The organism is Roseicyclus marinus (assembly GCF_036322625.1).
GTDB classification, from domain to species: Bacteria; Pseudomonadota; Alphaproteobacteria; order Rhodobacterales; family Rhodobacteraceae; genus Roseicyclus; species Roseicyclus marinus_A.
The window spans coordinates 1,118,548-1,140,653 of record NZ_AP027266.1; the positions used below are offsets into that span (position 1 = coordinate 1,118,548).

The window sequence follows — 22,106 nt, forward strand, 5'->3', positions numbered from 1 at the left end:
CAGACCTCAGGCATGGCGTTTCAGGGCCGCCCCAAGCGCCGCGATCCCCTCTTCGATGCGGGCTTCGGACTGGGCGGAATAGTTGAACCGCGCGGTATTGGCGCGTTCGGTCACGGGGTGAAAACTGCCCCCCGGCACATAGGCGACCCGCGCCTCGGGCAAGGCCACGTCGCGCATGAAGGCCGTGGCATCGAACCCGTCGCGAAACGTCGCCCAGGTGAAAAGCCCGCCTTCGGGGTCGGTGACCGCGACATCTTGCGGGAAATGACGGCGCATCGCATCGAGCATCACCGCCTTTTTCCGCGCATAGGCCGCCCGCAGCGTTGCGACATGCGCATCGAGATCATGCTTTTTGAGAAACAGGCTCGTCGCGGCCATGTTCAGCGTCGAGGTCTGGGTGTCATTGGCGAGCTTCAAGAGCGCCATCTTGGCCCGCAGCGCAGGGGCCGCCACGGCCCAGCCCACCCGCAGCCCCGGCACCAGCACCTTGGAAAACGATCCCAGATGGATCACCCGCCCCTCGGTATCGAGCGATTTCAGCGTCGGCAGCGTCTCGCCCGTGAACCGGATCTGGCGATAGGGCGTATCCTCCAGCACGACCACGTCATGGGCATTGGCCAGCTCGAGCAGCCGGTGACGCCGCTCCAGCGACAGGGTGACGCCCGTGGGGTTCTGGAATTCGGGGATCGTGTAGATCATCCGGACCTTTGGCCGGGTCTTGAGCACATGTTCCAGCACGTCCATGCGCATGCCGTCGTCATCCATGGGAACCGGCGCATAAACCGGTTCGCAGGGGTCAAAGGCGATCCGCCCGCCCAGGAACGTCGGGTCCTCGGTCACGATGACATCGCCCGGATCGACCAGCATCCGCGCCGCGAAATCCAGCCCCTGCTGGCTGCCTTGCAAGATCAGCACATCCGCCGCGTTGCAGGGCGTGCCATCCGCCCGCATCAGGGCCGCCACCTGTTCGCGCAGCTCCGGCAAACCGTCCGAGGGGGCATATTGCATCGACTGCCCGCCCGGTGCCGCGATCACTTCGGCCATCACCTGCCCCAGCGCCTCGGCCGGAAACAGCGTCGGGTCCGGGTAGCCGCCGCCAAAGGAGATGATCGAGGGATCGGCCCCCAGCGCCAGCAATTCGCCGATGGCATTGGGCTCGACCCGCGCCATCCTCCGGGCCAGATGTATCGCCATCGTCCTGCCTCCCGCGCTGTCCTTGCCCCCAGATGAACAGGGCCGGACCCGCCGCCGCAACCCCCCTTTCGTGTCCGGCAGGCTAAAGCCCCTCGGCCCCGAGCGTCAGCGCCACGCGGTCGCCCGCGAACCATGTCCGGCCAAGTTCCACGGGCAAACCCGCGCCATCCACGTTGACCGCGACCGTGCGCAGGATCGCGGCCCCCGCAGGCAGCTGCAATTGCGCGGCCAGCGTGGGCGTCGCGGGTTTCGCCGTGATCTCGGTCCTTGCGCGGGTGTAATCGCCCAGGCCATGCGCCGCGAAAGCCGCCGTGACCGATTGGCTGCTCCGTAGCGCCGCGAGCATGTTCGGAAACCGCGCCGCCGGGAACACCGACCGAAACAGCGCGATGGGCGCGCCATCGGCAAGGCTCAGACCCTCGTAGACATGGACCTGTGCGCCCGTCTCCAGTTGCAGCGCCTCCGCCTCCTCGGCATTGGCGATCCGGGTTTCCAGCAACAGGATGCGCCGTTCCGGCACCCGGCCCGCCGCCGTCAGGTTCTGGTGGAACCGCACCCTTCGCCCCAGGGGATAGGCGGTGGGCCTGTGGCGCACGAAAACGCCCGCGCCGCGCCGCGCATGGACCATGCCCGCCTCCGCCAGATCCGCCAAAGCCCGGCGCACGGTGTGCCGGTTCACGCCAAAGCGGTCGGCCAACTGCGCCTCGGTCGGCAGCCGGTCGCCCGGCGCATATTGGCCGCGCGCGATATCCTCGGTGATGTGGTCGCGGATCGCGGTCCAGAGGGGGGATCGTCCCATCGGTGTCACCAAAACTTCATGCGGCGGCCCCTTGTGTCGACTCGGGGCCTGTGAGATCAGATTTGTATAGTTGTATAAATAAATGGACAACTTGCCAAGATGTCTGCCACCGACCCCAAAACCGCCGCCCGCCGCGACCGCCTGTCGGTTCTGGCCGGGGCCCCCGCCGAACGGCTGCGGGCGCTCTGGACCGACCACATGGCCGAAAGCCCAGACCACGACCTGATCCGCCCGCCCGAGATCGGCACGATCATGCTGCGCGGCAGGGCAGGGGCCACGGGCGCGCCCTTCAACCTTGGCGAGATGACGGTCACGCGCTGCTCGGTCCGGCTGGCCTCGGGCGCGGTGGGCCACGGCCATGTGCAGGGCCGCGACCGGGAGGCGGCGCGCATCGCCGCCCTCATCGACGCCCTGTCCGAGGATGGGCAGGCAGAGCGGCTTGATCTCGCGATCCTCGCCCCCCTTCGGAGCGAGGCGCAGGCCCGCAAGACCGCGCGCGCCACCCGCGCCGCCGCGACAAAGGTCGAATTCTTCACCATGGTCCGGGGGGATTGAGCCATGACGATCCAGTATCTCGACGGCGGTTTCGCCGATCCCGCCCGCGACGCGGCCCATGCCTTTCGGGCGGCCCTTCAGGCGATGGCGCGGCCCGGCCGGATCGAAACGATCACCGGAACAGCCCCGCCCGCGCCCTGTTCGGTGGCCGCTGCATCCCTGATCCTGACGCTGTGTGACACGACAACGCCGCTTTACCTCGCGCCCTCGCATGACACCGACGGTTTGCGCGGCTGGATCACCTTTCACACCGGCGCGCCCTTCACCGGGCCGGAACAGGCCATGTTCGGCTTGGGCACATGGGCGGCCTTGCAGCCCGTCACGCGCTTTGCCCCCGGCACGCCCGAATATCCCGACCGCGCCGCCACCCTGATCGTCGAGATGGAGACGCTCAGCGAGGTGGGCGCGACCCTCACCGGTCCGGGGATCGAGACGACATCGTCCTTGTCCCTGCCCGAGATCGCGGCTTTCCAGGCCAATCGCCGCCGCTTCCCCCTGGGCTTCGACACCTATCTCACCTGCGGCGACCGGCTGGCCGGCCTGCCGCGCAGCACGACAGTGGAGGGCTGAGCCATGTATGTCGCAGTCAAGGGCGGCGAGCGCGCCATCGACAATGCCCATGCCTGGCTTGCCGAGGAACGGCGCGGCGACCCGTCCGTCGCCGAGCTTTCCATCGCGCAGATCCGCGAACAGCTGACGCTTGCCGTGAACCGTGTGATGGCCGAGGGCTCGCTCTACGATCCCGACCTTGCGGCGCTTGCGATCAAGCAGGCGCGCGGCGACCTGATCGAGGCGGTCTTCCTCATCCGCGCCTATCGCACGACGCTGCCCCGCTTTGGTGCCTCCCACCCGGTCGACACCGCCGCCATGGCCTGCGACCGGCGCATTTCGGCGACCTTCAAGGACCTGCCGGGCGGCCAGATCCTAGGCCCCACCTTCGACTATACCCACCGGCTGCTCGATTTCGCGCTGGCCGCCGAAGGGCTTGCCCCCGATGCCGCCCCTGAGGCCGAGGCCGATGGCACCCCCGTGCCCCATGTCACGGGGTTTCTGGCGCGCGAGGACCTGATCCAGCCGGAACCCGATGGCCCCGCAACCCCCCGCGACCTGACGCGCGAACCGCTCGATTTCCCCGCCGACCGTCCCCTGCGCCTGCAGGCGCTGACGCGCGGCGACGAGGGGTTCGTCCTGTCGCTCGCCTATTCCACCCAGCGCGGCTACGGCAAGAACCACCCGTTCGTGGGCGAATTGCGCATCGGCACCGTGCCCGTCGAGATGGAGATCCCCGAACTCGGCTTTTCCATCGAACTGGGCGAGGTCGTTCTGACCGAATGCGAAACCGTGAACCAGTTCACCGGCTCGAAAACCGAGCCGCCGCAATTCACCCGCGGCTATGGCCTGGTGTTCGGCCAGACCGAGCGCAAGGCGATTTCCATGGCGCTCGTCGACCGCGCGCTCAGGTGGGAGGAACTGGGCGAGGACAATTCCGGCGCGCCCGCGCAGGACGTGGAATTCGTCCTTTACCATGCCGACAACGTGCAGGCGACGGGGTTCCTCGAACATATCAAGCTGCCCCATTACGTCGATTTCCAGTCGGAACTGGAACTGATCCGGCGTCTGCGGGCCGAGGCGATGGCGACCACACGGCAGGAGGCCGCGGAATGAGCGACTACAATTTCGCCTATCTCGACGAACAGACCAAGCGCATGATCCGCCGCGCGATCCTCAAAGGGGTCGCCGTGCCGGGCTACCAGGTCCCTTTCGCCTCCCGCGAGATGCCGATGCCCTATGGCTGGGGCACGGGCGGCGTGCAGGTGACGGCCGCCTGCCTGACGCCCGAGGATACGTTGAAGGTGATCGACCAGGGCGCGGATGACACGACCAATGCCGTCTCGATCCGCAAGTTCTTTGAAAAGACGGCACAGATCGCCGTGACCGAACGCACGACCGAGGCAACGATCATCCAGACCCGCCACCGCATCCCCGAAACGCCCCTGACCGAGGCGCAGATCCTCGTCTACCAGGTGCCGATGCCCGAACCCTTGCGCTTTCTAGAACCCTCCGAGGTCGAGACGCGCAAGATGCATGCGCTGCAGGATTACGGGCTCATGCATGTGAAGCTCTACGAGGATATCGCCCGCCACGGCGAAATCGCGACCGCCTATTCCTACCCGGTGATGGTCGAGGACCGCTATGTCATGTCGCCCTCGCCGATCCCGAAATTCGACAACCCGCGGCTGGTGTCCGCCGCGCTGCAACTCTTCGGTGCGGGGCGCGAGCAGCGCATCTATGCCGTGCCGCCCTTCACCCGCGTGGTGAGCCTCGATTTCGAGGACCATCCCTTCGACCCGTCCAAAGCGCCCCACCCCTGCGCGCTGTGCGGGGCCGAGGAGAGCTATCTCGACGAGGTGATCACCGATGACCGGGGCAGCCGCATGTTCGTCTGTTCCGACACCGATTATTGCGCCGGACGGCGCGGGGAGGCGGCATGACGGGCGGCGAAAAACGCGCGTTTTTCGCGTCGGAAAACCCGGGTTTTCCGGCGCGGAAAACTGCAGTTTTCCGGCACGGTTTGCGGCAGCAAACCGCGCATCTGCCCCGAAACCTGCGCGGGGCGGCCGATGCTGGCATGCATATTTTTGGAAAGATGAAGGGGAAGGGCGCATGACACCGCTTCTCGACGTGCAATCCTTGGGAAAAAGCTATGGCGGGCGGATCGGCTGTGCCGATGTGTCCTTCCGCCTGTGGCCCGGCGAGGTGCTGGGCATCGTGGGCGAAAGCGGCTCGGGCAAGTCGACGCTGTTGAATTGCCTGGCCGGTCATCTGCCCCCCGACACGGGCCGCGTCATCTTCGACACCCGGGCCGAGGGGCCGCGCGATGTGCTGACCATGTCCGAGCCCGAGCGCCGGATGCTGGGGCGCACCGATTGGGCCTTTGTCCACCAGAACCCGCGCGACGGGTTGCGGATGCGCATCTCGGCGGGCGGCAATGTGGGCGAGCGGCTGATGGCCGTGGGCGCGCGCCATTACGGCGAGATCCGGGCGCAGGCGACCGATTGGCTGGGCCGGGTCGAGATCGCCGAGGCCCGCATCGACGATCGCCCCAGCGCCTTTTCGGGGGGGATGCAGCAGCGCCTGCAGATCGCGCGCAATCTCGTGACCGGTCCGCGGCTCGTCTTCATGGACGAACCTACGGGCGGGCTCGACGTGAGCGTGCAGGCAAGGCTTCTGGACCTGATCCGGGGGTTGGTGCGGCGGATGGGGCTGTCGGCCATCGTCGTCACCCATGATCTTGCCGTCGTGCGGCTTCTGGCCGACCGGCTCATGGTGATGAAGGATGGACGCGTGATCGAAACCGGCCTGACCGACCAGGTGCTCGACGATCCGCAAGCCCCCTATACCCAGCTGCTCGTCAGCTCCGTCCTGCAGGTGTGACCCGATGACCCCCATGATCCATGTCGAAAATCTGGCCAAGAATTTCACGCTCCACAACCAGGGCGGCGCGACCATTCCGGTGATCGCGGGGGCGGGCTTTGCCGTCGCACCCGGCGAATGCGTGGCGCTGACGGGTGAAAGCGGGGCGGGCAAATCCACGATCATGCGCATCCTCTATGGCAATTACCTGGCCCAGGGCGGCAGCGTCCGGATCGGCAGCCTCGACATCACCCGGGCAGAGCCGCGCGAGATCCTCGCGCTCCGGCGCGAGACCTTGGGCTATGTCTCCCAGTTCCTGCGCGTCGTGCCGCGCGTGCCCACGCTGGAGGTGGTGGCCGAACCGCTTCTGGCCCTTGGCCGTCCGGAGGCCGCAGCGCTCGACCGCGCCCGCGATCTGCTCACGCGGCTGCGCATTCCCGAACGGCTCTGGTCGCTCTCGCCCACCACATTCTCGGGCGGCGAACAGCAGCGCGTGAACATCGCGCGCGGCTTTGCCCATGCCTATCCGGCGCTCCTGCTCGATGAGCCGACTGCGAGCCTTGACGCCACGAACCGCGAAACCGTCCTGACCCTGATCGAGGAGGCCAAGGCAGGCGGCGCGGCCATCGTCGGCATCTTCCATGATCTCGAGGCCCGCGCCCGTGTCGCCGACCGCGAGATCGACGTCTCGGTCTTCACCCCGAGGCTCGCGTGAGCGAGGGCGGCACGGTACCGGGCCGCCTGATCGCGGTCGTCGGCCCCTCGGGCGTCGGCAAGGACAGCTTGATGGAGGCGCTTTGCGCCAAACGCCCCGATCTTGTCCGTGTGCGCCGCGTGGTCACCCGCGCCCCTGAGGCAGGGGGCGAGGATTTCGAGGCCATATCGCCCGCGCTTTTCGCGGCCCGCGCGGCGGGGGGGGATTTCGCGCTGCATTGGCAGGCCCATGGGCTGAGCTACGGCATCCCGCGCGAGGTGCATCAGACCCTGGCGCGCGGGCAGGATGCGCTGGCGAACCTGTCGCGGGCCATGTTGGGACAGGCCGCGCGGGTCTTTCCGGGCCTCCATGTCCTGCATGTCACCGCGCGCCCCGAGGTTCTGGCCGCACGGCTGGCTGGCCGGGGGCGCGAGGGGCGGGCCGAGATCGCCCGCCGCCTTGCGCGGCCCGCGCCCGCCTTCCCCGCAGGCCTGACCGTGACCGAGATCGACAATTCCGGACCGCTCGAGCGCGCCGTCGACGCGGCGCTTTCGGCGCTCTACCCCGAAAGGGTGTAGCGGTGGACGAGGTGGAACAGACCGTCGTCATCCTCGCCCATCAGGCACAGGCTGTCGATCACGACGGGGGCCGCCAGATGGGGCGCGAAATGGGTGGCGAGCACGCGTTCCGTCACCTCGGCCGCCTCTGGCGACAGCGCGCCGGTGAGCGTCAGGTGAAAGCGGAATTCCTCCATCACGTAAGGATAGCCCCAGAGCGCCAGAAGCGCCTCTTGCCGCTCGGTCAGGGAGGATTTGCGCCGCCGTGCCAATTCGGCCTCGGAGGGTGGCGCGCGGAACGGGTCGAGGGCTGCGACGGTGGCCCCTGCCAGATCGGCCAGCGCCGCCGAAGGGGCCGCAGGCACGATGGCGATGAAACGGCCCAGCCGCCTGAGCGTCATTGCCGGGATCGTCACGGGCGCGCGGCTCGCGCAAAACCCCCGCGCGGCGGCGTCGAGCGCTGCAGCACTCGTGCCATGGGCGAGGTGAAAGGGCGGCTTGACCGTGCCGTGAAACCCGTATTTGCGGGGTGTCGCGGTCAAGGCCTCGGCGCTGTCGGGCAGGCCCGGCAGATCGGGCGGCACGGTGCGGGCCCCCGCCACGCTGTCCCAACCCAGCCAATCCGCGCCCGCGCGGTAAAGCCCGCCCTCGGGCACCACGTAAAGACCATAGCGGCGAAATCCGTCCATATCACAGAGACCTTTCGAGACTGACATGCCCAAGGACCATGCCCCGATGACAGAAATCCTGACGCTGGCCAATGCACGGCTGATCTTGCCCGAGGGCGACATCACGGGGCGGATCAGCTTTCGCGGGGGCGAGATCGTCGAACTGGCCCATGGCAGCGCTGTGCCGGCAGGGGCCGTGGATTGCGAGGGCGATATCGTCGCGCCGGGCCTGGTGGAATTGCATACCGACAACCTCGAGCGTCACATCCGCCCCCGACCCTCGGCGCATTGGCCGCACAAACCCGCCATTGTCGCCCATGATGCCGAGCTTGCGGGCTGCGGGATCACCACGGTCTTCGACGCGATCCGGGTGGGCTCGATCGAGGGCAAGGGCGGCATCGGCTGGTCGCGCTATGCCCGCGACCTGGCCGATGAACTCTTGGCGATGCGGGCCTCGGGGGCGCTCAAGATCAGCCATCACATCCACCTGCGCGCCGAGATCTGTTCCCATTCGCTGATCGAGGAACTGGCCCAGTTCGGGCCCGAGGACCGGATCGGCATCCTGAGCCTGATGGACCATACGCCGGGCCAGCGCCAATTCGCGGATCTGGGGCAATACGCCACCTACATGAAGGGCAAGCACGGGCTGTCCGAGGAGGTGTTCCAGGAGCATGTCCGCACGCGCAAGGCGCTGGGCGAGGTGGTGCGCGCGCCCCATGAGGCCGCCGCCGTCGAGGCCGCGCAACGGCTGGGCGCGGTCCTGGCCAGCCATGACGACACCGAGGTGGACCATGTGATCCGCTCCGCCGGCCATGGCATCGCGCTGGCGGAATTTCCCACGACGCGCGAGGCCGCGCGCGCCTGCCGTGACCATGGCATCGCGGTGATGATGGGGGCCCCGAACCTTGTGCGGGGCGGATCGCATTCGGGCAATGTCTCGGCCATGGACCTGGCGCGCGAGGACCTCCTCGACATCGTCTCGTCGGATTACGTGCCTGCGGCGCTCCTTTATGCGGCCGTGCTTCTGGGCGAGATCTGGGGCGATCTGCCCCGGGCGCTGGCGACCGTGACGCGCGCGCCCGCCCATGCGGCGGGGCTTATGGACCGGGGAAGCCTCGCCGAAGGGATGCGGGCCGATGTGATCCGGTTCCGGCTGGTCGAGGGCGTGCCGGTCCTGCGCGGGGTCTGGTCGGCGGGGGCGCGCGTTGCCTGATAATCGCGCCAAAGGCGCGTTGCGTGATAATCGCGCCAAAGGCGCGTCGCCTGAGGATCGCGCCAAGGGCGCGTAGCCTGAGCGTCGCGCGCGCGGGTGCGGTCCGGTCTGCATATTTGTGGAAAGATGAAGGGGGCGCACCGTGCTCAGTGCCCCAGCCCTTCGCGCTCCAGCCAGCTCATGGCGGCGGGGATGTCGCCCGCATCGCGCAGCTCCAGCACCAGGTGCGGGCGCTGGGGCAGGGCTGCGATGGCGCGAAAGACGGCGTGCCAATTCACCGTGCCGCGCCCGGGCGGCCAATGCCGGTCGGCGAACCCATCGGCATCTTGCAGATGGACATGGGCGAGCATCGCGCCCGCATCGGTGACGAAATAATCGACGGGCGGCGCGCCGGTGGCGCAATGGGCGTAATGGGCATGGCCCGTGTCGATCGAGAGCCTGACGGCATCGCTGGCAAAGCGCAGGGCCAGTTCGCGACGAAAGCCCGGGGCGATATCCTCGATATTCTCGATCACGAGCGTCACGCCCTCGGCCTCGGCGCGGGCGAGGGCGGGGGCAAGGAGGGCCACGGCGCGCTCCATCTTGGCCTCGAAGGCGGAGGGGCGGTTGCCGCTTTGGGGATTGTCGCCGAAATTGAACCAATCCCAGGTGGTGAAGGGGGAATGGATCACCATCTGCGACGCGCCAAGGGCGGCGGCCGCCTCGACCCCTGTCACGAAGCGGCGCGCGACGATGGGGGCGATGTCCACATCCGCCATGTCGAGCGCCATGTCGTAGAAGGGTCCGTGGATGCCGAGCCGTCCCTCGAACCCGTCCAGATGGCGCCTGGCCTCGGCCACCACGCCCTGCCAATCCCCGGTCAGAACGCCCGGGCGCAGGAAATCCTGCACCTCCAGGTCGCGCTGCCCGTCGATCAGCCAGTCGCGATAGCGGGGGAGATCCGCGACCATCAGGGCCGCACCGATCTTGAGGGGGAGCATCAGAACACCTGCCTTCCACAGCGCCAGACGGCCTGGACCACGGGTTGATCGCCGACACTTCGTACCGCGACCAGATCGGCGCGCAAGCCCGCCTCGATCCGCCCCCGGTCGGGCAGCCCGGTCATGCGCGCAGGCGCATCGGTGACAAGGGCGATCGCACCCGGCAGATCATGGGAAAAGGCCGGGTCCGCCGCCAGCCGGAAGGCCGCGTCGAGTGGCGAGCGCGGGATGTAGTCTGAGGCCAGCGCATCGACGAGGCCCAGCGACAACAGTTCCGCCACCGAGACATTGCCCGATTGCGACCCGCCGCGCAGGTAGTTCGGCGCGCCCGCCACGATCGCCATCCCCAGCTCGCGGGCGCGGGCTGCCGCCGCGACCGTGGTCGGGAATTCCGAGATCGCAAGCCCTTCCCGCGCGGCCTGGTCTGCCTGTTCCACACTGCGGTCGTCATGGCTCATCGCGGGCAGGGCGCGGGCGCGGGCGGCGGCCACGACATGGGCGCGCACCTCGGCCCCGCGCCGACGCGAGCGGTCGAGCAGCTCGTCCAGCATGCCCCGACCCGTCTCCTCGTCCACCTCCATCTCGTGGATCATGTGGGAAAACCAGCGCCCTATATCCGGGCTTTGCCGGTCGCCCGGTGTATGGTCCATCACCGACACGAGCCGCGTCAGCGGATGATCCGCCGTGGCATCGATCAGCGCCATCGTGTCGGGATCCGAAATCTCGCAGCGCAGGTGCAAGAGATGCTCGGCGCGGAACGCGCCCGACGCCTGCCCCTCGGCCAGTGCGGCCACAAGCGGCTCGAGGATCTCGCGCCGCTCGGGCCGTTTCATCGAGGCGCCCACCGACAGGCTGTCGAAGACCGTCGTGGTCCCGCCCGAGATCACCACCGCATCATGCGCCATCAGTGCGGGCAGGAAGGGCCAGAGCACGCCCTGCCGGGGATGGGTGTGACGCTCCACGTGGTCGGTATGCAGATCGACGATCCCGGGGATCAGGAAGGCCCCGCCCAGATCGACCCCATCGCCCGCCCGCGTCATGCCCGCGATGCGCCCGTCCTCGATCGCAAGCCCGCCCTCGACGATGCCGCGCGGCATGACGATGCGCGCATTGCGCAGCGTGAGGGGCAGGCTGGGGGGCTGGGCGTCGAACATCGGAAAGGCTCCTTTTGAACGACCGCTGACCGGGCCGTTGAACGCACCGTATGAATCGCCGCCATGTAACGCCCATGTCGCGGTCGGGTGAAGCTTTCGTGACGCGCCTGCCCCGTCGCGGTGGATGCTTTCCCGACCCGCCAGGGCGAATCGTGATCCGGGTAGGTGCCTTGGGGGGATTCGCCTGCCAAAGCGCCGGTTTACTTCGACATTTGGCCGATTTGTCGAGGCGCGCCCCCTGGGGCGGGACCAGGGCGCGTGGGGTGTCGCTCGATGATTCCCCCATGGGATCAGGCGTTTCGCGGATCGTCACAAATCATTCGTGGAACCATTACACAACGATCATGCAACGCCCCTAGGCCTCGGCGCGTCACCGCCGGGCGCTGCTGCTCCCCGTGGTGGCCCATGTTTCAACACCGGGATGCACATTCATGTTCAAGCTCACCGTATCGGCCGCAGCCCTTGCCGCGACCGCCGTTCTTTCCACCGCCGCGCTGGCGCAGGATTGGCGCACCGAAATGCCCGTCCTGCGGATCGGGCTGCTGGGCGGCGAGAATGACGCCGATCGCCTGCGCGACAATGCCTGCCTGAAAGAAGACCTCGAAGAGCTGCTCGGCGTGCAGGTCGACCTCTTCCCGGCCCCCGATTACGCGGGCGTGATGCAGGGCCTTCTGGCCGACCAGCTCGATTACGCCCAGCTTGGCGCGTCGTCCTATGCGGGCATCTACCTGCAGGACCCCGAAGCGGTCGAGCCGATCTTCGTCGCCGCCGAGGCCGATGGATCGACCGGCTATTTCGCCGTGATGTATGCCCGCGCCGACAGCGGCATCACCTCGCTCGAGGAGATGCAGGGCCGTAGCCTCGCCTTTGCCGATCCCAATTCCACCTCCGGCTATCTCGTGCCGCTGGCCGAACTGACGCGCGGCGGCATCGATATCGAGAGCTATTTCTCGGAAACCGGCTTTGGCGGCGGACACGAGCAGGCGGTCGTGGCCGTGCTCAACGGCCAGTATGACGCGGGCGTCACCTGGGTGTCCGGCGTGGGCGATCCTGCCGAGGGCTATACCCGTGGCAACCTGCGCTCCATGATCGACAATGGCCTTCTGAACATGGCCGATCTGCGCATCATCTGGCAGTCGAGCCAGATCCCCAACGGCCCGATCGTCGTGCGCACCGACATGCCCGCAGAGCCGCGCGCGCTGATCACCGACTACCTCGCCAACCAGCTCCAGAACGAGCCCGAATGCTACTACTCCACCTCGGGTGGGGACGGCATGGGCTATGTCGCCGTCGACCACAGCTTCTTCGAGCCGGTCGTCGAAATGCGCCGCATGCAGACCAGCAGCCGCTGATCTGCACGGGGCCTCACGGCGCGGCAGTCCCCGCCGCGTCGTGTCCGGGGTTGGTCGCGCCCGTCGCGGCTTGGTCCGGCTTCACGAGCGTCCGGCACCGTGCCGGGCAATCCGAACACCACCAAACCAACCAACCGACCGACGATTTCCGTCCAGAAAGGGTCACAAGATGAAATTCACCGTCCTTGCACTCCTGACCGGCGCCACCGCGCTCACCTCCACCGCAGCCCTCGCGCAGGATTGGCGCGACGAGGTTCCCGTCTTCCGCATCGGCCTTCTGGGCGGCGAGAACGAGGCCGACCGCCTGCGCGACCACGCCTGCCAGGAAGCCTATCTGGAAGAGCGTCTGGGCGTCGATGTCGAGCTCTACCCCGCCTCCGACTATGCCGGCGTGATGCAGGGTCTCTTGGCCGGTCAGCTGGAATTCGCGGGGCTCGGCTCGGCGGGTTACGCCGGCATCTACCTGCAGGACCCCGAGGCGGTGCGCCCGCTCTACACCACCATGCAGGTGGACGGCTCGCTCGGCTATTACTCGGTCATGTATACCCGCGCCGACAGCGGGATCGAGACGCTGGAACAGATGGAAGGCCGCAGCCTCGCCTGGGCCGACCCGAATTCCACCTCCGGCTATCTCGTGCCGAACGCCGAATTGCGCGCAATGGGGATCGAGCCGGAAGCCTATTTCTCCGAAACCGGCTTTGGCGGCGGTCATGAACAGGCGGTCATCGCGGTTCTGAACGGCCAGTACGATGGTGGCGTCACCTGGACCTCGGGTGTGGGCGACATCAACCAGGGCTACAGCCGCGGCAACCTGCGCTCCATGGTCGACCGTGACCTGCTCGACATGTCCGAGATCAACATCATCTGGCAGTCGAACCTGATCACCAACGGCCCCCGCGTGATCCGCGCCGACCTGCCGCAGGAACTGCAGGATCTGGTGATGGGCGCGATGATGCAGCTCCAGACCATCGACCGCGCCTGCTTTGACGCGATCAACGATGGCGAGGCGATGGGCTATTGGCCGATCACCTCCGAATTCTACGAGCCGATCATCAACATGCGCCGCCAGGCCACCGGCACGCGCTGAACCAAACAAACAGGAACGGGGCTGGCCTTGGGCCGGCCCCGTTTCGTCCTGTCCGCCCGGCCGCATCCTTTCGGCCATGACCAAAAGGTTGACCCCATGCTGAAGATCGAGAAACTGACCCGCCGGTTCGGCCAGAACCTTGCCGTCAACAACGCCAACCTGGAAATCCCCGATGGCCAGATGGTGGGCATCATCGGGCGTTCCGGGGCGGGCAAATCCACGCTCCTGCGGCTTCTGAACCGCCTGATCGACCCCTCCGAGGGGCAGATCCTGTTCGGCGACACCGATATCGCCGCCCTCAAGGGGCGCGAGCTGCGCGCCTGGCGGTCCGATTGCGCGATGATCTTCCAGCAATTCAACCTTGTCGGCCGTCTTGACGTGGTGACCAATGTCCTGACCGGGCGGCTCTACGATGTGCCCGCCTGGCGTTCGATGGCGCAGGTCTTCACGCCGCGCGAACGCGCCTTCGCGATCCAGGCGCTCGACCGTCTGGGCATGGCCCATACCGCGCTTCAGCGCGCCGAAACGCTGTCGGGTGGCCAGCAGCAGCGCGTCGCCATCGCCCGCGCGCTGGCACAGGAACCCAAGATCCTTCTGGCCGACGAACCCATCGCCTCGCTCGATCCGATGAACGCCAAGATCGTGATGGACGCTCTGCGCGACATCAACCGGCAGGACGGGATCACCGTGATCTGTAACCTCCACACGCTCGACACCGCGCGCAATTACTGCGACCGGATCATCGGCATGCAGGATGGCCGCATCGTATTCGACGGCACGCCCGATCTTCTGACCACCCAGATGGCGCGCGAGATCTACGGCGCCGAGGCGGATGAAGCCTTCAACGAGGCCGCGACCTCGACCGCCATCCCGACCGCGCCCGCGCCTGTCCGCGTTCCGGCCTGAGGGGGACAGCACGCATGACCTATGCCAATCCCGCGGACGGCGTGCCGGGCGATGCCCCGCGCGACGCCGTCTCCACCTATGAACGCCACCGGGCCGAGCTGCGCGCCTCCAAGCGGCTCTGGAACATCGTGGCGCTTCTGGCCTTTCTCGTCTGTCTCGGCCTCTCGGTCTGGATCAGCCAGTTCTACCCCGAACGGCTGGCCAATGGCCTGCCGCGCATCTTCGAATATTTCGGCACGATCCTGCCCGACCTGCAATGGAACCTGCTCTTCGAGGGGCGCACGCCCGATGGCCGCGCCGTGCCCGGCTCGCTCACCTTCTGGTATACCGATTTCTGGACCTATCTGGCGCTGATCTGGGAAACCATCCTGATGGCGATCACGGCGACGCTGCTTGGCGCGGCCGTGGCCTTCGTCCTGTCCTTCCCGGCGGCCGTGAACCTTGCGCCCAACAGCTGGGTCTACTGGGTCTCGCGCCGGTTCCTCGAAATCTGTCGCGGCATCCCCGAGATCCTTCTGGCGCTCGTCTTCGTCTTCATGATCGGGATCGGCCCGCTTGCGGGCGTCTTGGCCATCGCGATCCACACCGCCGGTGCCCTGGGCAAGCTCTTTGCCGAGGTGAATGAGAACGCCTCCTCCCGACCCGTCGAGGGCATCACCGCCGTCGGCGGCACATGGGCCGAAAAGATGGCTTACGGTGTCGTTCCGCAGGTCGCGCCGAATTTCTTCAGCTACGCCATGCTGCGCTTCGAGATCAACGTGCGCGCCTCCTCCATCATCGGCTTCGTCGGTGCGGGCGGGATCGGGCAGGAACTCAACCGCGTCATCTCCTTCTATTCCGATGACCGGGTGATGGCCGTCCTCATCCTCGTCGTGCTGACCGTGACCATCATCGACCTGATCTCCGAGCGGATCCGCCTCGGCTATATCGGGCGGGAGAATTTCGCATGAGCATCGCCTCCCTTTCCGCCGTCACCGAGGCTCAGGTCGCGGGCCTGCGCCAGGCCCATCCCGGTGCCTTCGACACGCCGCTGCGGAGGCTGCGCCGCTGGGCGCCCCTGATCCTTGCGGTGATCTATGTCATCGGCTCGATGTGGTATTTCGAATTCGGTCGGCTTCTCGATGCCTCCGACCGCGTCCTGCGCCTCTTGCGCAATTTCGTGGTCTGGCAGGACATGGAAACCTGGTCCTATCGCCAGATCTACGTGGGCATCGCCCAGACCCTCGCCATGGCCTTTCTCGGCACGCTTCTGGGCACGATCGGGGCGCTGGGCGCGGGCTTCCTGGCCGCGCGCAACGTCATGCCCTTCGGGATCGTGCGCCAGATCGTGCGCCGCATCCTCGACATCCTGCGCGGCATCGACAGCCTGGTCTGGGGCCTCGTCTTCGTGCGCGCCGTGGGGCTCGGGCCGCTGGCGGGCGTTCTCGCCATCTTCGTTTCCGATCTCGGCACGCTGTCGAAACTCTATTCCGAGGCGATCGAGAACATCGACCGCAAGCAGGTCGAAGGCGTCAAGGCCACCGGTGCCAGCCAGCTCGGCGTGATCCGCTACGGCTATATCCCGCAGGTCCTGCCGGTCTTCATCTCGCAATCGCTCTATTTCCTCGAAAGCAACACGCGCTCGGCCACCATCCTCGGCATCGTGGGCGCAGGCGGCATCGGGATGATCATCATCGAACGCTTCCGCGCGCAGCTCTACGACCAGGTGGCTTTCGTGGTGCTGAACGTGCTGATCCTCATCTTCGCCATTGACTGGCTGTCCAAGCGCGTGCGCCTCTGGGCCATCGGAGAAAAGCACGATCCATGACCAAACAGCTGACCGAGGCCCCGACCATCCACCCGGAAGCCGAGATCGGGGCCGATGTGACCCTCGGCCGCTGGACCGAGGTGGGCCGCCTGACCAAGCTCGCCCAGTGCGAATTGGGCGATTATTCCTACATCTGCGATTTCGGCCACGTGATCTGGTCGACCGTGGGCAAATGGACCAACATCGCCAACATGGTGCGCCTCAACCCCGGCAACCATCCCACCTGGCGCGCCAGCCAGCACCACGCGATCTACCGCGCCGCCCAATACGGGTTCGGCGCGGACGAGGCGGAATTCTTCGAATGGCGCAAGGAACACTGGGTCACCATCGGCCATGATGTCTGGATCGGCCATGGCGCGACGGTGCTTGCAGGCGTGACCGTGGGCACAGGTGCCGTGGTGGGGGCAGGGGCCGTCGTCACCCGCGACGTGCCGCCCTACACCATTGTCGCGGGCAGCCCGGCGCGGCCCATCCGCCGCCGCTTCACCGAAGGCCAGGAACAGGCGCTGATGGACATCGCCTGGTGGGATTGGGACCACGCCCGCTTCGGCGCGGCCATCCCCGATTTCCGCGCCCTGTCCATCGACGCCTTCATCGAGAAATACCGCCCCTGAAGCATGTCGCGCAAAAGTGGGAACCGGTTTTGCGCTCCCCGGACATGCGAAATCAGACAGCATGTCGCGCAAAAGTGGGAACCGGTTTTGCGCTCCCCGGACATGCGACACCAAAAGGTTGGAGTGCGGCGCGTGACTGCGAATGAACGCGACGCGCTCTAACCCCCTAACCCGGCGCGCGGGTCCGGCGCGCCAGCGCCTCCAGCGCGGCCAGCGCGCGCGGATCGGGCCGCGCCCGCGTCTGCGCCGATGCCGCAGGCAGGCCCGGTCCGCCCGGATGCAGGTGCAACCCTGCCTGCTGGACCCGCATCAGCTTGTCCACGCCTTCGGCGCGCGGCAGCCCCTCGGGGCCCAGGCTCAGGATGCCGCCCCGCCACGACAGCGTCACCGGCCCCTCCAGCATCCGCGCCACATCAGCGGCAAAGGGCAGGATCAGCACCGGCACCAGCACCCCCTCCATCCCTACGCCATCGGGCGGCATCAGCCGCGCCATGTCGCTCAGGCTCGCCCCCGCCCGGATCGGGCACAGCGCGCCGCCCTCGGCCCGCCAGACCCGGTCGAGCGCCCGGACCGGTGCCAGCCTCGGATCGCGCCGCGCCCTGATCTCGGCCAAAAGCCCCGCCAGCGCCGCCGCCCCGTCAAGCCCCGCCGCGCACAGGATGCGCACCGCGCGCCCGGCCTCCTCCGCCAGCCCCCAGGGCAGGCCCGCGCCCCGCGCCGCCCGCCGCCCCAACGCCTCGATCTCGCCAAAGGACAGGCTGTCGGTCATGGCGCGGCCAGCCGCGCGACAGGGCAGGGCGCCCCGCCAAAGACCCGTGCCGCGACCCGGTCGGCCTCATGCCCCTGCCGGACCTCCGCCCCCAGAAAGGCCAGCATCGCCCGGATCAGCAGAGCGGGCCGCATATCGGCATCGATCAGGTTCTCGCGGATCTCGGCATAGGGCGCAAAAGCCGCGATCTGCGCCCGCCTTATCGCTGCGCGATGGTCGGGATGATCGAGCAACACCTGCGCCACCGGCGTCTCGTCGGGATAAAGCCCCAGGTCCCGCCACGCCCGCACCGCGTCATGCACCACCGCCAGCGGCAGCTCGAACGGTGCGCCCGGCCCGCCGTCTCGCGCGCCCAGCCTCGGGTCCTGTTCCTCGCCCGTCATCGACCAGGCCAGCGCCGTCATCGACACCTGCGACCAGTCGCGCTCCAGCGCCCAGCCATGCACCCCCGCGATCAGCCCGCGCACGCGTCCCACCGCCATGGCCCCGTCGATCCGGTAATCCCGGTCCAGCCGGTCCGACATGCAATGGCCCAACCCGTCCACCAGCACCCCATGCGGCTCCAGCATGGCCGAGGCCAGAACCTCCTGCGCCGCGATCGGCAGCGCCCCGTCGGCCCAGCGCGCCAGATCCGCCCAGGGCGCGCGCGCCGCAGGGCCTGCCGCCATCCGCCCGATCAGCGCCGCGCGCCCCTCGAAATCGGGGGCGGCGATCCGCGCGGCCACCTGCCGCCATTCCGCCTCTCCCGCCGTCTCGAGGGCGCGCACACGTCCCAGCGCCTCCTCGCGCGCCATCATCCAGGTGTTGAACAGGCAGGGATGGTTCACCGCGAAAGCGGCCATGCCCAACCCGGCCCAAAGCCCGACACCCAGCGCGCGCGCCCCCGCCTCCTCCAGCGCGACGGCCCCCGCGCCGCCGCGGTCCCGCGCCATCGCCTCGCACAGGTCGCGCGCCAGGATCCGCGCCAGCCACAGCATCAGCAATTCGGCCTGGTAGGGCGCATGCAGCTCGGGCCGATCCTCGATCAGGTCCCGGTCGGTCGTCCCCGCCTTGCCCGAGGCCAGGACCGCCCCGGTCCAGACCAGCGCCCCCCCCTCCGGGATCGGCGCAGGCTGCGCGCCTTGCGACAGCGCCGCGACGACCCGGGTCCATGATCCTTCGTCGCGCTGCAACCGCGCCACGCACAATTCCCGCTCGCTGGCCCGGAACGGCCCATCCCCGCCAAGCTCATCGAACAGCCGCGCAAGCGCCAGGCTGTCTGGCACCCCGTCATGGAGCGCCACGCCGATCCCGTCCCCGCCGCTGACCGCCACCAGGGCATAGGACCGGCCCCCGATCCCGATCCCGTAGACCGCCCGCCCATGCCCCGCCGCATCACAGGTGAAAACCCGCCGCTCGAGGGCCCGGCCGGACAGCGACAGGCGGCGCAGCAGTTGTGGCACGAAACTCAGCCGGCTTGGCCGCATTTCGCCCAATCGGGCCAATTGCATGACGTGCGCCGGAGGGCGCAGGGCCCGGGCCGGGCTCGGGCTCGCACCGGTCATGTTCCGACGGTCCCGGACGATGCCGTGCGCGACGCCACGCCCCGCGCCATCGGCTTGCCGTCCGTTGCGCGCAGGCGCGAAAGCCCGCGTGCAGGCCTGTGCGGGCCGCTTTCCTCAGCCGTGCCGCCGCCGTCCATCGCGCGCCCGCCTTCCCATGTCCCGCTTGGCCCAGCATGGGCCGTGCGGCGGCAGAGGTCAAACCAAACCGCGCCCGCTCAGCCCAGCCGCTGGTCCACCCCGCCCAGATCCTCCGCCGCTTCCGATCCGTCCCGGGGCAGGGGATTGACCGGGGCCATGCCCAGCATCGACAGCACGGCCCGGACATCGGCGGCATTGCCCGCGGCCACCATCACCTCCGCAAGCAGCGCGCGCAGCGGCATGGCGCCCGGCTGCGCCTCGATCGCGGTCACAAGGATCGCGGTCGCCGCCGCAAGATCGCCCTCGCACAGCGCGATCCGCGCCCGGACATGCGCGTCCTGCAGGGGCGAAATCTCGGCCCCCACATGCGCCAGTATCCCGCGCGCCAGCTGGAGGCGTTCCGCCTCAAGCGCCAGGTCGACGACCAGATCGACCGCATCGGACCGGCTGGCCATGGGCTGCGCGCGGCGCGCCCGTTCCAGCGCCGCCTCGATATCGCCGCGCCCCAACAGGGCCCGGATCAACAGATGCTCGCCCGTGCCGGGGATAGGCACGCCATCCCCGCCCGTGCCTGCTGCAAGCCCCTCGGGCTCACCGAATGCTGAATGACGCGCCATGCCCAACCCCTTGTTGCGTGTCGATCACGGGATACGGCGCGCAGCATGGTTCCGGCCCGCCCATCGCTGGCCGCGCCTCGTCCGCGCATCGACATCCCCCTTTCGCCACCCTTGCGACGATGGGTTAACACAGGGTTAACGCGGGCCTCGCCAAAGCCGCGCCTCCGCTTTTGGCACCGCCGTCTTGCGCAGTATTTCCATCCCTTTGCCGCGCAGCCGCGTTGCGCCTCGGGGCAAGTTGTTGCAACACTTGACCCGGGCCCATTTCGGCCCCGCCGCCCGCCGCCGCTTTGACCAAAGGAAGATTGCCTTGCCCGTGCCATTGCCGACCCGCTGTTCCCGCCGCCCTCTCGTCAGCCTGTGCCTCCTTGCGGGGCTTGCGGCGCTCGGGCCGGGGGGCGTTGCAGCACAGGGGATCGGCCTTCCCGATGCCGCCACCCTCGCCGCCCAGCGGGCTGAAAGCGGGCGCGACATTCCGGGCTCCGTCTTTGCGCTCAACCCCTTGCGCAACCATCAGGAGGCGACCGGACCGGATGGCACCACCTATCGCCTGACCTCGGTCAATCCGAACGTCAATTCGTGGTTCGTGGTCGAGATCACGTCCCCCGACGCCCGCCCGCGCAGTTACCATCTCGAAAATGCCGATCCCGAAACCATGCAGATCTCGCTTGGGCTGGACGGCGACGCACCCGCGCTCCTTCTGGATCAGGATGGCTTCTCCATCCCCTGCGCGCCTTGGGAAAACGGCGCGCTCGCGGCGGCTGCCGAAACCGATCTGCCCTTCGCGCCGCTGTGTGACTGGGCGCTTTTCCTGCGCAACCCCGTGCGCGGCAACCGCACCACGCGCGAAGCCGTCTCCCAGTTCCTGCGCGACAACGTGGTCTTCGGCGACCAGATCGTGAACCTGATCAAGGGGGCCTTTTTCGAAGACGCCTTCATGGTCTCCTCCGAAGGGATCGAGACCGAGGCCGAGATCAGCGGCGTCGACCTGCTGGGAACCGCCCGCCTGTCGCAAACCCCCGCGATGCGCCCCGCCATGGGCTTCGACCTCGACGGGACCGATGGCGGCGCGATGATCGCGGGCAGCTGGTACGAGGTGTCGGACGCGCCCGGCATCTATGCCTCGGTGATGCAGCCCGGCATGATCGAGCGCTCGGTTTTCGAGGTTCCGGGCGCAAACGGGCTCGACGGGGTCGAAAACCGCGCCGATGTCTATCTCGTGGCCTTCGACATGTCGCGCTTCGACCTCGGCTACGAGCTTGGCACCGACCATCCCGCGCTTGGCTGGTCGCCGCGCCCCTCGGGGGCGGGCCGCCACTACCAGGGCCCGGGTCCCGACGGCTTCGACCGCCCCGATCCGCTGGTCTTCAACGGCATGCTCTCCCCCGCGCTCTACGAAACCGTCGCGGCCACCTTCACCGGCGGGTTCAAGCGGGAACACGGGGCCTGGCGCTTTGGCGATTACGCCACCTTCAACTGGGGCAATCACTACGGCTTTCTCAGCCATGGCGTGACCTTTTCCCGCCTCTGGCCGACGCTTGCCACGCTCTACGTGCGCGATGACGGCACGATCGACATGCGCAGCTGGACCGAGGCCGACGCGGCCACCCTTGGCGACCGCCTCGTCTTCGCCCGCCAGAACGGCGTGCCCCTGATCGAGAACGGCGTGCCCGGCGACCGCGTGACCTCCTGGGGCGGCGGCAATTGGTCGGGCTCGGCCGAGGCGAATTTGCGCACGCTCCGCGGGGGTGCCTGCCTGCGCACCGTCGATGGGCGGCAATTCCTGATCTACGCCTATTTCTCCGCCGCCACCCCCTCGGGCATGGCGCGCACCTTCCAGGCCTATCACTGCGACTATGCGATGCTTCTGGACATGAACAGCCAGGAGCTGACCTACATGGCGCTCTACACCCGCGAAAGCGGCGATCTGGAAACCCGCCATCTCGTGCGCGGCATGGCCGAAGCCGATCCGGGCGGCGTGCCCCGCTTCATCGCCGCCCCCGACAATCGCGATTTCTTCTACCTTGTGCGGAGGGACTGACGA

Annotated in this window: 24 protein-coding genes; 16 read left to right on the top strand and 8 right to left on the bottom strand. The window is 68.1% G+C overall.

The window, feature by feature from the left end; all coding sequences use genetic code 11:
• Window positions 1-6: 6 nt before the first annotated feature.
• Window positions 7-1,194: a PLP-dependent aminotransferase family protein gene (locus AABA51_RS05330; protein WP_338275136.1), complete on the bottom strand. Its 1,188-nt coding sequence runs from the start codon at window positions 1,192-1,194 to the stop codon at window positions 7-9.
• An 82-nt stretch (window positions 1,195-1,276) separates the two neighbouring features.
• A complete protein-coding gene (gene phnF / locus AABA51_RS05335; RefSeq protein WP_338275138.1) occupies window positions 1,277-1,993 on the bottom strand; it encodes a phosphonate metabolism transcriptional regulator PhnF in 717 nt (238 codons plus the stop codon).
• Between the two features lie 99 nt (window positions 1,994-2,092).
• Between phnF and phnG the strand changes: the two genes are divergently transcribed.
• From phnG to phnN, 8 genes are read left to right on the top strand one after another with little or no spacing between them, the layout of a single operon-like run.
• The gene (gene phnG / locus AABA51_RS05340) at window positions 2,093-2,548 is read left to right on the top strand and encodes a phosphonate C-P lyase system protein PhnG (RefSeq protein ID WP_338275141.1); all 456 of its coding nucleotides are present in this window, start codon (window positions 2,093-2,095) and stop codon (window positions 2,546-2,548) included.
• A gap of 3 nt (window positions 2,549-2,551) precedes the next feature.
• Entirely contained in the window at window positions 2,552-3,118 is a 567-nt protein-coding gene (phnH, locus tag AABA51_RS05345) for a phosphonate C-P lyase system protein PhnH (protein WP_338275143.1), read from the top strand.
• 3 nt (window positions 3,119-3,121) lie between these two features.
• Window positions 3,122-4,213 (top strand): carbon-phosphorus lyase complex subunit PhnI, encoded by a 1,092-nt coding sequence (locus tag AABA51_RS05350; protein WP_338275145.1) that lies wholly within the window; start codon window positions 3,122-3,124, stop codon window positions 4,211-4,213.
• Window positions 4,210-5,040 carry an alpha-D-ribose 1-methylphosphonate 5-phosphate C-P-lyase PhnJ gene (locus AABA51_RS05355; RefSeq protein WP_338275148.1) on the top strand — a complete coding sequence of 277 codons (831 nt, stop codon included), beginning with the start codon at window positions 4,210-4,212 and terminating at the stop codon, window positions 5,038-5,040. The genes AABA51_RS05350 and AABA51_RS05355 overlap by 4 nt, the downstream gene beginning before the upstream one ends.
• Window positions 5,037-5,216 (top strand): hypothetical protein, encoded by a 180-nt coding sequence (locus AABA51_RS05360; protein ID WP_338275150.1) that lies wholly within the window; start codon window positions 5,037-5,039, stop codon window positions 5,214-5,216. The genes AABA51_RS05355 and AABA51_RS05360 overlap by 4 nt, the downstream gene beginning before the upstream one ends.
• Window positions 5,213-5,983, top strand: a complete 771-nt coding sequence (phnK, locus tag AABA51_RS05365; RefSeq protein ID WP_338275152.1) for a phosphonate C-P lyase system protein PhnK — start codon at window positions 5,213-5,215, stop codon at window positions 5,981-5,983. The genes AABA51_RS05360 and phnK overlap by 4 nt, the downstream gene beginning before the upstream one ends.
• 13 nt (window positions 5,984-5,996) lie before the next feature.
• A complete protein-coding gene (gene phnL / locus AABA51_RS05370) occupies window positions 5,997-6,677 on the top strand; it encodes a phosphonate C-P lyase system protein PhnL (RefSeq protein ID WP_338276445.1) in 681 nt (226 codons plus the stop codon).
• Window positions 6,674-7,234: a phosphonate metabolism protein/1,5-bisphosphokinase (PRPP-forming) PhnN gene (gene phnN, locus AABA51_RS05375; protein ID WP_338275154.1), complete on the top strand. Its 561-nt coding sequence runs from the start codon at window positions 6,674-6,676 to the stop codon at window positions 7,232-7,234. Before phnL ends, phnN begins: the two co-directional genes overlap by 4 nt.
• Here the strand turns inward: phnN and AABA51_RS05380 are convergent.
• Window positions 7,216-7,902, bottom strand: coding sequence for a DUF1045 domain-containing protein (locus AABA51_RS05380; protein ID WP_338275156.1), 687 nt, complete (start codon window positions 7,900-7,902; stop codon window positions 7,216-7,218). The two genes, phnN and AABA51_RS05380, sit on opposite strands and share 19 nt — an antisense overlap.
• 46 nt (window positions 7,903-7,948) lie before the next feature.
• On the opposite strand from AABA51_RS05380, the gene AABA51_RS05385 reads away from it, so the two are divergent.
• The gene (locus AABA51_RS05385; protein WP_338275159.1) at window positions 7,949-9,094 is read left to right on the top strand and encodes an alpha-D-ribose 1-methylphosphonate 5-triphosphate diphosphatase; all 1,146 of its coding nucleotides are present in this window, start codon (window positions 7,949-7,951) and stop codon (window positions 9,092-9,094) included.
• A gap of 146 nt (window positions 9,095-9,240) precedes the next feature.
• Here the strand turns inward: AABA51_RS05385 and AABA51_RS05390 are convergent, their stop codons facing one another.
• Together AABA51_RS05390 and AABA51_RS05395 are read right to left on the bottom strand one after the other, a co-directional pair.
• Window positions 9,241-10,074, bottom strand: a complete 834-nt coding sequence (locus tag AABA51_RS05390) for a sugar phosphate isomerase/epimerase family protein (protein ID WP_338275161.1) — start codon at window positions 10,072-10,074, stop codon at window positions 9,241-9,243.
• Window positions 10,074-11,228 carry an alpha-D-ribose 1-methylphosphonate 5-triphosphate diphosphatase gene (locus tag AABA51_RS05395; RefSeq protein WP_338275163.1) on the bottom strand — a complete coding sequence of 385 codons (1,155 nt, stop codon included), beginning with the start codon at window positions 11,226-11,228 and terminating at the stop codon, window positions 10,074-10,076. Before AABA51_RS05395 ends, AABA51_RS05390 begins: the two co-directional genes overlap by 1 nt.
• A gap of 431 nt (window positions 11,229-11,659) precedes the next feature.
• Between AABA51_RS05395 and phnD (AABA51_RS05400) the strand changes: the two genes are divergently transcribed.
• From phnD (AABA51_RS05400) to AABA51_RS05425, 6 genes are all read left to right on the top strand, one after another.
• Complete coding sequence (phnD, locus tag AABA51_RS05400; RefSeq protein ID WP_338275166.1) at window positions 11,660-12,580, top strand: phosphonate ABC transporter substrate-binding protein; 921 nt, start codon at window positions 11,660-11,662, stop codon at window positions 12,578-12,580.
• 169 nt (window positions 12,581-12,749) lie between these two features.
• The gene (gene phnD, locus AABA51_RS05405; RefSeq protein WP_338275168.1) at window positions 12,750-13,667 is read left to right on the top strand and encodes a phosphonate ABC transporter substrate-binding protein; all 918 of its coding nucleotides are present in this window, start codon (window positions 12,750-12,752) and stop codon (window positions 13,665-13,667) included.
• A gap of 96 nt (window positions 13,668-13,763) precedes the next feature.
• Window positions 13,764-14,573, top strand: coding sequence for a phosphonate ABC transporter ATP-binding protein (gene phnC / locus AABA51_RS05410; RefSeq protein ID WP_338275169.1), 810 nt, complete (start codon window positions 13,764-13,766; stop codon window positions 14,571-14,573).
• A gap of 14 nt (window positions 14,574-14,587) precedes the next feature.
• The gene (phnE, locus tag AABA51_RS05415; protein ID WP_338275171.1) at window positions 14,588-15,523 is read left to right on the top strand and encodes a phosphonate ABC transporter, permease protein PhnE; all 936 of its coding nucleotides are present in this window, start codon (window positions 14,588-14,590) and stop codon (window positions 15,521-15,523) included.
• On the top strand, window positions 15,520-16,380 hold the full coding sequence (gene phnE / locus AABA51_RS05420; RefSeq protein ID WP_338275173.1) for a phosphonate ABC transporter, permease protein PhnE: 861 nt from the start codon (window positions 15,520-15,522) through the stop codon (window positions 16,378-16,380). The genes phnE (AABA51_RS05415) and phnE (AABA51_RS05420) overlap by 4 nt, the downstream gene beginning before the upstream one ends.
• Entirely contained in the window at window positions 16,377-16,994 is a 618-nt protein-coding gene (locus AABA51_RS05425) for a DapH/DapD/GlmU-related protein (protein WP_338275175.1), read from the top strand. The genes phnE (AABA51_RS05420) and AABA51_RS05425 overlap by 4 nt, the downstream gene beginning before the upstream one ends.
• 166 nt (window positions 16,995-17,160) lie before the next feature.
• On the opposite strand, the gene AABA51_RS05430 is transcribed toward AABA51_RS05425, so the two are convergent.
• The 3 genes from AABA51_RS05430 to AABA51_RS05440 form a co-directional block, all read right to left on the bottom strand.
• Window positions 17,161-17,763, bottom strand: a complete 603-nt coding sequence (locus AABA51_RS05430; RefSeq protein WP_338275178.1) for a DUF3726 domain-containing protein — start codon at window positions 17,761-17,763, stop codon at window positions 17,161-17,163.
• Window positions 17,760-19,253 (bottom strand): hypothetical protein, encoded by a 1,494-nt coding sequence (locus tag AABA51_RS05435; RefSeq protein ID WP_338275180.1) that lies wholly within the window; start codon window positions 19,251-19,253, stop codon window positions 17,760-17,762. The genes AABA51_RS05430 and AABA51_RS05435 overlap by 4 nt, the downstream gene beginning before the upstream one ends.
• Window positions 19,254-19,522: 269 nt before the next feature.
• On the bottom strand, window positions 19,523-20,062 hold the full coding sequence (locus AABA51_RS05440; RefSeq protein WP_338275183.1) for a tetratricopeptide repeat protein: 540 nt from the start codon (window positions 20,060-20,062) through the stop codon (window positions 19,523-19,525).
• A 316-nt stretch (window positions 20,063-20,378) separates the two neighbouring features.
• Between AABA51_RS05440 and AABA51_RS05445 the strand changes: the two genes are divergently transcribed.
• A complete protein-coding gene (locus AABA51_RS05445; RefSeq protein WP_338276446.1) occupies window positions 20,379-22,103 on the top strand; it encodes a hypothetical protein in 1,725 nt (574 codons plus the stop codon).
• Window positions 22,104-22,106: the final 3 nt, after the last annotated feature.

Excerpts from the sequence above, each read along its gene's own strand:
- phnE (WP_338275173.1), top strand. The coding sequence starts at position 15,520 with ATGAGCATCGCCTCCCTTTCCGCCGTCACCGAGGCTCAGGTCGCGGGC.
- AABA51_RS05350 (WP_338275145.1), top strand. The coding sequence starts at position 3,122 with ATGTATGTCGCAGTCAAGGGCGGCGAGCGCGCCATCGACAATGCCCAT.
- AABA51_RS05360 (WP_338275150.1), top strand. The coding sequence starts at position 5,037 with ATGACGGGCGGCGAAAAACGCGCGTTTTTCGCGTCGGAAAACCCGGGT.
- phnF (WP_338275138.1), bottom strand. The coding sequence starts at position 1,993 with ATGGGACGATCCCCCCTCTGGACCGCGATCCGCGACCACATCACCGAG.
- AABA51_RS05440 (WP_338275183.1), bottom strand. The coding sequence starts at position 20,062 with ATGGCGCGTCATTCAGCATTCGGTGAGCCCGAGGGGCTTGCAGCAGGC.
- AABA51_RS05380 (WP_338275156.1), bottom strand. The coding sequence starts at position 7,902 with ATGGACGGATTTCGCCGCTATGGTCTTTACGTGGTGCCCGAGGGCGGG.
- AABA51_RS05330 (WP_338275136.1), bottom strand. The coding sequence starts at position 1,194 with ATGGCGATACATCTGGCCCGGAGGATGGCGCGGGTCGAGCCCAATGCC.
- phnE (WP_338275171.1), top strand. The coding sequence starts at position 14,588 with ATGACCTATGCCAATCCCGCGGACGGCGTGCCGGGCGATGCCCCGCGC.
- phnK (WP_338275152.1), top strand. The coding sequence starts at position 5,213 with ATGACACCGCTTCTCGACGTGCAATCCTTGGGAAAAAGCTATGGCGGG.
- phnL (WP_338276445.1), top strand. The coding sequence starts at position 5,997 with ATGATCCATGTCGAAAATCTGGCCAAGAATTTCACGCTCCACAACCAG.
- phnD (WP_338275168.1), top strand. The coding sequence starts at position 12,750 with ATGAAATTCACCGTCCTTGCACTCCTGACCGGCGCCACCGCGCTCACC.
- AABA51_RS05385 (WP_338275159.1), top strand. The coding sequence starts at position 7,949 with ATGACAGAAATCCTGACGCTGGCCAATGCACGGCTGATCTTGCCCGAG.
- phnH (WP_338275143.1), top strand. The coding sequence starts at position 2,552 with ATGACGATCCAGTATCTCGACGGCGGTTTCGCCGATCCCGCCCGCGAC.
- AABA51_RS05435 (WP_338275180.1), bottom strand. The coding sequence starts at position 19,253 with ATGCAATTGGCCCGATTGGGCGAAATGCGGCCAAGCCGGCTGAGTTTC.
- AABA51_RS05425 (WP_338275175.1), top strand. The coding sequence starts at position 16,377 with ATGACCAAACAGCTGACCGAGGCCCCGACCATCCACCCGGAAGCCGAG.
- AABA51_RS05430 (WP_338275178.1), bottom strand. The coding sequence starts at position 17,763 with ATGACCGACAGCCTGTCCTTTGGCGAGATCGAGGCGTTGGGGCGGCGG.
- phnG (WP_338275141.1), top strand. The coding sequence starts at position 2,093 with ATGTCTGCCACCGACCCCAAAACCGCCGCCCGCCGCGACCGCCTGTCG.
- AABA51_RS05390 (WP_338275161.1), bottom strand. The coding sequence starts at position 10,074 with ATGCTCCCCCTCAAGATCGGTGCGGCCCTGATGGTCGCGGATCTCCCC.
- AABA51_RS05355 (WP_338275148.1), top strand. The coding sequence starts at position 4,210 with ATGAGCGACTACAATTTCGCCTATCTCGACGAACAGACCAAGCGCATG.
- AABA51_RS05395 (WP_338275163.1), bottom strand. The coding sequence starts at position 11,228 with ATGTTCGACGCCCAGCCCCCCAGCCTGCCCCTCACGCTGCGCAATGCG.
- phnD (WP_338275166.1), top strand. The coding sequence starts at position 11,660 with ATGTTCAAGCTCACCGTATCGGCCGCAGCCCTTGCCGCGACCGCCGTT.
- phnC (WP_338275169.1), top strand. The coding sequence starts at position 13,764 with ATGCTGAAGATCGAGAAACTGACCCGCCGGTTCGGCCAGAACCTTGCC.